The organism is Amycolatopsis sp. NPDC043887 (assembly GCF_056435665.1).
The window spans coordinates 122,646-132,602 of the sequence record NZ_JBWKEB010000020.1 but is presented as its reverse complement, the minus strand read 5'-3'; the positions used below and the strand labels follow the sequence as shown (position 1 = coordinate 132,602).

General features: G+C 69.4%; 10 protein-coding genes. 9 read left to right on the top strand and 1 reads right to left on the bottom strand.

What is annotated here, in order from left to right; all coding sequences use genetic code 11:
- Positions 1–203 precede the first annotated feature (203 nt).
- Genes AC069H_RS37450 through AC069H_RS37440 form a run of 3 tightly spaced genes read left to right on the top strand, consistent with a single transcriptional unit; the run spans position 204 to position 4,084 of the window.
- Positions 204–1,703, top strand: coding sequence for an MFS transporter (locus AC069H_RS37450; protein WP_478235472.1), 1,500 nt, complete (start codon positions 204–206; stop codon positions 1,701–1,703).
- 36 nt (positions 1,704–1,739) lie between these two features.
- Positions 1,740–3,431, top strand: coding sequence for an SDR family oxidoreductase (locus tag AC069H_RS37445; RefSeq protein ID WP_478235479.1), 1,692 nt, complete (start codon positions 1,740–1,742; stop codon positions 3,429–3,431).
- A gap of 17 nt (positions 3,432–3,448) precedes the next feature.
- Positions 3,449–4,084 (top strand): TetR/AcrR family transcriptional regulator, encoded by a 636-nt coding sequence (locus tag AC069H_RS37440; protein ID WP_478225541.1) that lies wholly within the window; start codon positions 3,449–3,451, stop codon positions 4,082–4,084.
- A 6-nt stretch (positions 4,085–4,090) separates the two neighbouring features.
- On the opposite strand, the gene AC069H_RS37435 is transcribed toward AC069H_RS37440, so the two are convergent.
- On the bottom strand, positions 4,091–5,239 hold the full coding sequence (locus tag AC069H_RS37435; protein ID WP_465529512.1) for a citrate synthase 2: 1,149 nt from the start codon (positions 5,237–5,239) through the stop codon (positions 4,091–4,093).
- A gap of 292 nt (positions 5,240–5,531) precedes the next feature.
- On the opposite strand from AC069H_RS37435, the gene AC069H_RS37430 reads away from it, so the two are divergent.
- Genes AC069H_RS37430 through AC069H_RS37405 form a run of 6 tightly spaced genes read left to right on the top strand, consistent with a single transcriptional unit; the run spans position 5,532 to position 9,933 of the window.
- Positions 5,532–5,834, top strand: coding sequence for an urease subunit gamma (locus tag AC069H_RS37430; RefSeq protein ID WP_478235471.1), 303 nt, complete (start codon positions 5,532–5,534; stop codon positions 5,832–5,834).
- Between the two features lie 12 nt (positions 5,835–5,846).
- Positions 5,847–6,140 (top strand): urease subunit beta, encoded by a 294-nt coding sequence (locus tag AC069H_RS37425; protein WP_478225309.1) that lies wholly within the window; start codon positions 5,847–5,849, stop codon positions 6,138–6,140.
- Positions 6,140–7,861 (top strand): urease subunit alpha, encoded by a 1,722-nt coding sequence (locus tag AC069H_RS37420; RefSeq protein WP_478235470.1) that lies wholly within the window; start codon positions 6,140–6,142, stop codon positions 7,859–7,861. The genes AC069H_RS37425 and AC069H_RS37420 overlap by 1 nt, the downstream gene beginning before the upstream one ends.
- Entirely contained in the window at positions 7,861–8,535 is a 675-nt protein-coding gene (locus AC069H_RS37415) for an urease accessory protein UreF (protein ID WP_478235469.1), read from the top strand. Before AC069H_RS37420 ends, AC069H_RS37415 begins: the two co-directional genes overlap by 1 nt.
- The gene (gene ureG, locus AC069H_RS37410; RefSeq protein WP_478235468.1) at positions 8,525–9,232 is read left to right on the top strand and encodes an urease accessory protein UreG; all 708 of its coding nucleotides are present in this window, start codon (positions 8,525–8,527) and stop codon (positions 9,230–9,232) included. The genes AC069H_RS37415 and ureG overlap by 11 nt, the downstream gene beginning before the upstream one ends.
- The gene (locus tag AC069H_RS37405) at positions 9,229–9,933 is read left to right on the top strand and encodes an urease accessory protein UreD (protein WP_478225312.1); all 705 of its coding nucleotides are present in this window, start codon (positions 9,229–9,231) and stop codon (positions 9,931–9,933) included. The genes ureG and AC069H_RS37405 overlap by 4 nt, the downstream gene beginning before the upstream one ends.
- Positions 9,934–9,957: the final 24 nt, after the last annotated feature.

Below are 9,957 nucleotides of genomic sequence, written 5' to 3'. Positions count from 1 at the left end.
GGGAGGGTTCTTTTTTCCCTCCGGGAGGGTGGGGGGGCTGCACCCTCTTGGGGAGGGGGGGGGGGGGGGGGGGGGGGGGGGGGGGGGGGGGTGGTTTTTGGGGGGAAACCCCAAACCCCCCCCCCACGACCCACCTGGACCGGCCCGCCTTGCCTGGCCAACGCGTTTTAGAATACAGTCGTATCCGAACAGGGGGTACTGGGGTGGACGAAGTCGCACAGAAACGACGGTCGGAGGAGAATCAGCTCGCCGCCGCGCTGGCCAAGGGGCCGGCGGAGGTTCTCGATTTCCTTCTGCCGTTGTGGGTGGGGAGTCAGCTCGGCGCGTCGGCCGCCGAGGTCGGGACGCTGACGGCGCTGGAGACACTGGTGTCGTTCGTGGTCCGGCCGATCGCGGGCGCGCTCGCGGACCGGTTCGACCGGGGCCGGATCGCGGCCGCCGGGGCGGTCCTCTATGGACTGTCCTTTGTGGTCTACGCGGTGGCGCCGGGCATCGGAGTCGCCTATCTGGCCGCGGTTCTCGGCGGCGCGGGCGGCGCGCTGTTCTGGGTCGCGTTGCGGGCCCGTGTGGGGGAGGGGCTCGCGAGGGACGACGGCGCGTTCAGCAAGTTGTTCGCGGCCGAGGGCGGCGGAACGTGGATCGCGTTCGTGGTCGCGCTGACGGCCATCGCCTGGATCGACTACCGGGGTGTGTTCTGGCTCGGCGCGGCGGCCTGCGCGGTGGCAGCGGTGGTCCTGCTGAACGCGAAGTCCGCGCCCGTGCGCGAAGAAGGCGCGCCGCGGCTGCTGCAACTGGGCAAGCGGATGCGGCCGATGCTCGCGCTCGTCGCGTTGACCGCGATGGCCGAGGCCGGGGTCGCCCTGTTGCTCCTGATGCATCTGCAACGCGGGCATCAGCTGCAGCTCGGCGAGATCGCCGCGGTGTTCATCCCCGGCTTCATCGTGTACAGCCTGCTGCCGGACTACCTGCACGGTTTCGTCCGCAAGGTCGGCCGGACGCGGGTGCTCGCGCTGGCGATGATGGCGAGCGCGGTCTTCGCCGCCGGGTTGTCCTTCGCGCCGAGCCCGGCGGTGCTCGCGATCATGTGGGTGCTGTCCGCGGCGGCGTTCGCGGCCGCCATCCCGGTGGAGCAGGCGGTGGTCGCCGAGGCGGCCGGGCTCAGTCTGGGCCGCGCGATGGGGATCTACGAGAGCGCGACGCTACTCGGAGCGACGATCGGCACCTTCGTGGCGGGTCAGCTCTACGGTTCAGACGCGGGATGGCGTGTCGCCTGCTTCGGCGCGGCGACGCTCCTGCTCTTCGGATCCTTCGTGGTTCGTGGTGCCGTACGGCGTGTCGGAGTTGCGGAGTTTCCCGTGGAACCACGAAAAACGGTGTCACAAAAGGAAAGTCCGGTCACCCGCACGGCCGGGGAGAGTCCGCAAGCGGCCGAATCGGTGACGGAGGAGCCGAACAAGCGCGCGAACCCGCTCCGGAACTGGGCGGTTCATGTCGGGCTCTACGTCGTCGCGCAGACGGCGCTGGCGTTCGCCGGCTACAGCTGGCCGGTCGAAGCCTTGTTCGGTGAAGCGCACGAAGCCGGCTGGTACTGGAACTCGAGTGGTCACTGGCTGTTGAACGTCGGCCGGATCTGGACCTTCGTCCTCGTGATCGACACCTTGTGGAGCGTCGGTCGCGCGGTACTGAGGAAGCGGCCTTATTGACAAGTTGTCTAACATGACATCATGTCTCATAAGTGGGTGACGGCCAGCGACGGTGTCCGCCTCTCGGTCCGGGTGACCGGCGTCGACGACGCGCCCACGGTGGTGCTCGTTCACGGCTACCCGGACAACGGCTCCATGTGGGACGGCATCGCCGCCCTGCTGGAACGCCGCTACCGGGTCGTCGTCTACGACGTCCGCGGCGCGGGCCGTTCGGACAAGCCTTCAGGACGCGGGTCCTACAAACTGGACCAGCTGTCCGATGACCTGGCCGCGGTCGTCGACGAGGTCCAGCCCGACGGCAAGGTCCACCTGCTCGCGCACGACTGGGGCTCCATCCAGACCTGGCATTCGGTCACCGGGGAACGGCTGCGCGGACGGCTGGCGTCCTTCACGTCGATCTCCGGCCCGAGCCTCGACCACGCGGGCGCGTGGTTCCGCGCACAGCTGCGCCCGAACCCGAAACGGCTCAAGAACGCGCTCCTCCAGTGGGCGCATTCGACCTACATCCTCGGCTTCCAGATCCCGCTGATCCCGCAGGTGCTCTGGCGCACCGGCGCGATGGGCGCGCTCATCGGCCGGATGGACCCTGCGGCCGCGGCGCCGTCCACTTCGGACGGCCTGTACGGGCTCAACCTCTACCGCGCCAACATGTTCACCCGCCTTTCCCGGCCACGGCCGCGACCGGCCGAGATCCCGGTGCAGGTGCTCGCGCCCACCGGCGACAAGTTCGTCACCACGCCGTTGCAGACCGAGATCGAGCGCTGGGCGCCGGAGCTCCGGATCCGCCGGATCGCCGGCACGCACTGGGTGGTCCGTGAGAAGCCCCAGGTGATCGCCGACGCCACCGCCGAGCTGATCGACCACGTCGAAGGCGGCGAGGAGAGCCGTGCGCTCAAGCGTGCCCGGTCCGGCGGTTTCGCGCACAAGCTCGTCGTGGTCACCGGCGCCGGCAGCGGGATCGGCCGCGCGACCGCGCTCGCGTTCGCGGAGAAGGGCGCCGACCTGGTCATCACCGACATCAACGGCTCGGCCGCGGCGGATACCGCGAAACTCCTGCGGGACAAGGGCGCCACCGTTGGTGAATACACAGTGGACTCTTCCGACGCCGAGGCGGTCGAGAAGTTCGCCCAGCAGGTCAAGGAGGAGTTCGGGGTCCCGGACATCGTCGTCAACAACGCGGGGATCGGCCTGTCCGGCCCGTTCCTCGACACGACGGTCAAGGACTGGGAACGCCTCATCGACGTCAACCTGTGGGGCGTCATCCACGGCTGCCGCGTCTTCGCCGAGCAGATGCGCGAGCGGGCGGAAGGCGGCCAGATCGTCAACGTCGCTTCGGCCGCCGCTTATCTGCCGTCGAAGATCCTGTCCGCCTACGCCACCACGAAATCCGCCGTGCTGACGTTGAGCGTCTGCCTGCGGGCCGAGCTCGCCGCCGAAAACATCGGCGTCACCGCGATCTGCCCCGGCATCGTGAACACGAACATCACCAGCACCACCCGTTTCGTCGGCGTCGACGAGATCGAGCAGAAGCGGCGCCAGAAGTCGAGCAGCAAGCTGTACGCGAAACGCGGTTTCGGCCCGGAGAAGGTCGCGCGCGACATCCTGCGCGCGGTCGATAAGGACAAGGCGATCCAGCCGTCGACGCCGGAGGCCAAGGCCGCGCTCGTCCTCTCCCGGCTCACCCCCGGACTGCTGCGGGCCGCGGCGAAACTGGACGTCACCCCGTGACCAGACGCCCTCGCCGGATGTCGCCGGAAGCGCGCCGCGAGGACCTGATCCGCGCCGCGCTGGACCTGTTCGGTTCGCGCGCGCCCGAACTCGTCACGGTCGACGACATCATCGCCCGCGCCGAGGTTTCGCGGCCGCTGTTCTACCGGTACTTCTCCAGCCTGCGGGAACTGCAGGTCGAGGCGTTGAAGACGGTCACCGAAGGTCTTATCGACGGCTTGGCCGGGCTTGAGGAAGGCCCGCCCGAAACCCGGCTGCGGGCCGCGGTGCGCGGGCTGATCGACGTCGCCGATCACTACCGAGCGGGTTATGTCGCGCTGTTGCGCAGTGGTTCGGTGATCGCGACCTCGGAGACGGACGCGGCGATCGACGAGGTCCGCAACCGCGCGGTCGAGCTCATCCTCGACGCGCTGGCCGTACCGGAACCCTCGCCGATGCTCCTGCTGACGTTGCGCTGCTGGACCGCGGTGGTGGAGGGCTCGCTGCTGAGCTGGCTGCAGGAGCGGGCCGTACCGCGCGAGGTGCTGGACGGCTGGCTGGTCGATCAGCTCACGGCCATGCTGTCGGCGACCGCGGCCCACGATTCTTCGGTCCCGCAGATGCCAGGAAAGGTCCTTTCCTGGCAAAATTTGCAAGGAAAGGACCTTTCATAGCGCGCGTCAGGACTGCTTGACCACCAGGTCCCAGCCTTCGACGTCCTCCGGCTTGCGCGGCTCCGGCCCGACGTACTTGGCCGACGGCCGCACCAGGCGCCCGGTCTTCTTCTGCTCCAGGATGTGCGCGGCCCAGCCGGCGGTGCGCGCCGAGCTGAACATCGCGGGCATCATGTGCGGCGGCACCTGGGCGAAGTCCAGGATCACGGCCGCCCAGAACTCGACGTTGGTCTCGATCGGGTGGTCCGGACGCCGCTCACGCAGCTCCTTCAGCGCCACCTGCTCCAGCTCCGCGGCAGCCTCGTAGCGCGACGCGCCGAGTTCCTGGCAGGTCCGGCGCAGCACGCGCGCCCGCGGGTCCTCCGCGCGGTACACGCGGTGCCCGAAGCCCATCATCCGTTCCTTGCGGTCCAGGATGCCCTTGACCAGGCCGACCGCGTCACCGGTCTTCTCGACCTCTTCGATCATCGGCAGCACCCGCGCCGGCGCGCCACCGTGCAGCGGGCCGGACATGGCGCCGATCGCGCCGGACAGCGCCGCGGCGACGTCGGCGCCGGTCGAGGCGATGACCCTGGCCGTGAAGGTGGAGGCATTGAGGCCGTGTTCGGCGGCCGAGACCCAGTAGGCGTCGATGGCCTTGACGTGGGCCGGGTCGGGCTCGCCGCGCCAGCGGACCATGAACCGCTCGGTGATCGACTTCGCCTCGTCGACCCGGGTCTGCGGGACGGCGGGCTGCCCGATGCCGCGAGCGGACTGGGCGACGTACGAAAGCGCCATCACGGAGGCGCGGGCCAGCTGGTCACGCGCTTCGTCGTCGGTGATGTCGAGCAGCGGCCGGTAGCCCCAGATGGGGGCGAGCATGGCCAGCGCGGCCTGGACGTCGACGCGGACGTCGCCGGTGTGCACCGGCAGCGGGAACGGCTCGGCGGGCGGTAGCCCGTGGCCGAAGCGGCTGTCGACGAGAAGACCCCAGACGTCGCCGAAGGTCACCTTGCCGGCGAGATCCTCGATGTCGACACCTCGATAGCGCAGCGCGCCACCGTCACGGTCGGGCTCGGCGATTTCGGTCTTGAAGGCGACCACACCTTCGAGACCCGGTCGGAAACCGTCGTCGACCTGGTCGGACGGCTTGGTGCTGATCGTGGAGGTACTCACTGTGGTGAAACCTTTCGATGCGCATTCCCCGGCTTTGTGTTTCATGCGTGGACGGGATGCACGCAGCGAAGGCGCGCCTCATCGCACGGATGGACAAACTTTGCTCCACGTCGCGGCCCGGGGCAATCGAAAGATGTGGTGCTTTCGGTCACGATTACGAGAACGATTCAGTGAAATCGGGCCTCGTACGCGAAGAGTTACGGTGTCGTTCACTTTCCGTGTACCGGACGCCGACGTAAATCCTGTGTTTCGAGAACCGGCGGCGGGCGGTTTCCGGTGATAGACCTTTCCCATGCACCTGAGCCCCCAGGAGCGGGACAAACTGCTCATCCACGTCGCGGCGGACGTGGCTCGCAAACGCCTGGAACGCGGGGTCCTGCTGAATTACCCCGAAGCGGTCGCGCTGATCACCGACCACGTCGTCGAAGGTGCCCGTGACGGCCGGACGGTGAGCGAACTCGTCGCGAGCGGCCGCTCGGTGCTCTCCAGGGCGCAGGTGCTGGACGGAGTACCGGAGATGGTCGATTCCGTGCAGGTCGAAGCCACTTTCCCGGACGGCACGAAGCTCGTCACCGTGCACGACCCGATCGTTTAGGGAGGGCCGCGAGTGCGACCAGGGGAGATCATCACCGGCGAGGTGCCGGTCGAGCTGAACCCGGGCAGGCCGCGGGTCCGGCTGCTCGTGCGGAACCTCGGCGACCGGCCCGTCCAGGTCGGATCGCACTACCATTTCGCGGCGGTGAATCCGGGGCTCGAATTCGATCGCGAAGCCGCGCGAGGACATCGTCTCGACGTGCCCGCGGGGACATCGGTGCGGTTCGAGCCGGGCGTCGAACGCGAAGTCGACCTCGTCCCGCTGGCCGGGAACCGCGCGGTGCCCGGATTGCGGATGGAGTCCTGATGCCGTCGATCGATCGCGAGCGGTACGCCGAACTGTTCGGCCCGACGACCGGCGACCGGATCCGCCTCGCGGACACCGATCTGCTGATCGAAGTCACCGAAGACCGCAGTATGGGTCCGTCCGGCAGCGGCGACGAAGTGCTGTTCGGCGGCGGCAAGGTCATCCGCGAATCCATGGGCCAGGGGATGGCGACCCGGGCCGAAGGCGCGCCTGACCTGATCATCACCGGCGCCGTGATCCTGGACCACTGGGGGATCGTCAAGGCCGACGTCGGCGTCCGCGACGGCCGGATCGTCGGGATCGGCAAAGCGGGCAACCCGGACACCATGGACGGTGTGGACCCGGCGCTGGTCGTCGGCCCGTCCACGGAGGTGCTGTCCGGCAACGGGAAGATCCTCACCGCGGGCGGGATCGACTGCCACGTCCACTTCATCTGCCCGCAGCTGACCGAGACCGCGCTGGCGTCCGGCCTCACCACCCTCGTGGGCGGCGGGACCGGCCCGGCCGAAGGCAGCAAGGCCACCACCGTCACGCCCGGCGCGTGGAACCTCGGCCGGATGCTGCAGGCGATGGACGGCCAGCCGGTCAACGTCCTGTTGCTGGGCAAGGGGAACACCGTCCGGCACGAGGCGCTGCGGGAACAGCTCGCCGCCGGCGCGGGCGGGTTCAAACTGCACGAGGACTGGGGCAGCACCCCGGCCGCGATCGACGCCTGCCTGACCGTGGCCGACGAATCCGGGGTCCAGGTGGCGATCCACACCGACACCCTGAACGAAGCGGGCTTCCTGGAGTCCACAGTGGACGCCATCCGCGGCCGCTCGATCAACGCGTACCACACCGAAGGCGCGGGCGGCGGGCACGCGCCGGACATCATCCAGGTCGCCGGGCTGCCCAATATCCTGCCGTCGTCGACGAACCCGACCCGGCCGCACACCGCGAACACCCTCGACGAGCACCTGGACATGCTCGTCGTCTGCCACCACCTGAACCCGTCGGTACCCGAGGACCTGGCGTTCGCCGAAAGCCGGATCCGGCCGACGACCATCGCGGCCGAGGACGTCCTGCACGATCTCGGCGCGATCTCCATGATGAGCTCGGATTCGCAGGCGATGGGCCGCATCGGCGAGGTGATCATCCGGACCTGGCAGACCGCGCACGTGATGAAACGGCGGCGCGGCGCCCTGCCCGGCGACGGCGCGGCCGACAACCTGCGGGCTCGTCGCTATGTCGCCAAATACACGATCAATCCCGCGATCGCGCACGGCATGGACCACGAGATCGGCTCGGTGGAGGTCGGGAAACTCGCGGATCTCGTGCTGTGGGAGCCGAAGTTCTTCGGTGTCCGGCCGCAGGTGGTGCTCAAGGGCGGATTCCCGGCGTGGGCGGCGATGGGCGACGCGAACGCGTCCATCCCGACACCGCAGCCGGTGCTGGCGCGGCCGATGTTCGGCGCGGCCCCGGTGGTCGCCGCCGCGAGCAGCTTCCATTTCGTGGCGCCGGAAGCGCTGGAAAGCGGGGTGGCGGAACGGTTCGGCATCGCGCGGAAGCTCGTGCCGATTTCGGACACGCGCTCGCGGGGCAAGGCCGACATGGTGCTCAACGACGCGACGCCGGACATCCGGGTGGAGCCGGACAGCTTCGCCGTGCACGTCGACGGCGAGCTGATCGAGCCCCGGCCGGTGACCGAACTGCCCATGGCGCAACGATACTTCTTGTTCTGATGGATCTTTCAGCGATCATTTTGGCCGACTCCCGGTTCCCCGGGGGCGGGCATGTCCATTCCGGCGGGCTCGAAGAGGCCGTCACCCGGAAACTGATCACGCACGAGCGCGACCTGCCGGGGTTCCTCTCCGGGCGCTTGCGTACGGCCGGTTCGCTGGCCGCGGTGTTCGCCGCCGCGTCGGCGCACGCGGCGGCGCGGAACGTCCGGAGTGGACACTGGCGGCGGCTCGACATCGAGCTCGACGCCAGGACGCCTTCGCTCGCGCAGCGGGAGGCGTCGCGCGCGCAAGGCCGCGGGACGGCCAGGGCGGGCAAGGCGGCGTGGCCGTCGCCGATGCTTTCGCGGCTGTTGAAGGAAACCCCGCGACCGCATCACCCGGTGGTGGCCGGTGCGCTGATCGGGGTGCCCTTCGACGCCGCGATGGCGGTGGCGTACCTCGCGATCAGCGGACCCGCGAGCGCGGCCGTGCGGCTGCTCGGTCTCGACCCGTTCGCCGTCAACGCGGTCGTGGCCGGTCTCGCGAAGGAGGTCCGGGACGTTTCCCTGCGCGCGGCCGAGGTCGCGGGCGACGATCCGGCCGATCTCCCGGCGCCGGGTTCACCGGCGCTCGATCTGTTCGCCGAGGCACACGCCCGGCACCACAAGGAAGAGGTGCGTCTCTTTGCCAGCTGAGCATGGTCACGGTCACGGACATGTGCATCCGGTCAACTTCGACCCGACCGCCGCGGAACCCGACCACTACGAGCAGGCGCCGACCGCGGGGCGCGCGTACCGGATCGGGATCGGCGGGCCGGTGGGGAGCGGGAAGACCGCGCTCACCGCGGCGTTGTGCCGGGCGCTCGGCGACGAGGTGAACCTCGCCGTCGTCACGAACGACATCTACACCACCGAAGACGCCGACTTCCTGCGCAAGGCCGGGGTGCTCGACCCGGAGCGGATCGAGGCCGTGCAGACCGGCGCGTGCCCGCACACCGCGATCCGTGACGACATCACCGCGAACCTCGACGCGGTCGAACGGCTGGAGGAGCGGTTCCCCGGGCTGGACCTGGTGATCATCGAAAGCGGCGGGGACAACCTCACCGCGGTGTTCAGCCGGGGACTCGCCGACAGCCAGGTGTTCGTGGTCGACGTCGCCGGTGGCGACAAGGTGCCGCGCAAGGGCGGGCCGGGCGTGACGACGGCGGATCTGCTGGTGATCAACAAGACCGACATCGCGCATCTGGTCGGCGCGGACATGGACGTGATGACCTCGGACGCGCATCGGATGCGGGGCGAGCTGCCGGTGATCACGCAGTCCCTTGTGGACACCCCGAACGCGCCGGCGGTGGCGGACTGGGTCCGCTCGCTGCTCCCGGTCCGCGCGGGGTGAAGGCGCACGCGCGGCTGACCGCCCGCTTCGAGGGCGGCCGGACCGTACTGCGTGAGCTGCGCTCGATGGCGCCGCTCACGCTGCTTCCCAAGCGGGGCACCGGTGCGACGGCGGTGGTGCACCTGGTCAATTCGGCGACTTCGCCCTTGGGTGGCGACGAGCTGAAGCTGACCATCCGCGTCGGCGCCGGGGCTTCGCTGCGGCTTTCCGGTGTCGCGGCGACCATCGCGTTGCCGGGACCGCACGGTGAGGCGAGTTCGTCCCTTGTGGACGTTGCCGTGGACGACGGTGGGTCTTTGGAGTACTTGCCGGAGCCGACCGTGGTGACCGCTCGCGCGCGGCACACCGCCGTGTTCCTGGCCTCGTTGGCGTCGGAGGCCTACCTGCACACGCGCGAGGTGCTGGTGCTCGGGCGGGCGGGTGAACGGCCGGGTTCTTTGGTGACCACGCAGCACGTGACGCGAGGTGAAATACCAGTGCTGCGGCAGACGCTGGAGATTGGGGATTCCACTTTGGACTCCAGCCTGGCGCACCTGGCCGGGCGCCGGGTACTGGCGACCGATCTGGTCGTGGGCGGACCGGTGCTGCGTGCCGCCTCGGGTGAGTGGTGGTCGCGAACGCCTTTGGCCGCGGGTGGAACGCTCACGACATCGCTGGCGCCGGACGCCGTGACCGCGCTCCGGGGGTTCGAATGTCCGTGAAGGCCTCCTTCCCTACCCTGAAGG

Excerpts from the sequence above, each read along its gene's own strand:
- AC069H_RS37440 (WP_478225541.1), top strand. The coding sequence starts at position 3,449 with ATGTCGCCGGAAGCGCGCCGCGAGGACCTGATCCGCGCCGCGCTGGAC.
- AC069H_RS37430 (WP_478235471.1), top strand. The coding sequence starts at position 5,532 with ATGCACCTGAGCCCCCAGGAGCGGGACAAACTGCTCATCCACGTCGCG.
- AC069H_RS37420 (WP_478235470.1), top strand. The coding sequence starts at position 6,140 with ATGCCGTCGATCGATCGCGAGCGGTACGCCGAACTGTTCGGCCCGACG.
- AC069H_RS37415 (WP_478235469.1), top strand. The coding sequence starts at position 7,861 with ATGGATCTTTCAGCGATCATTTTGGCCGACTCCCGGTTCCCCGGGGGC.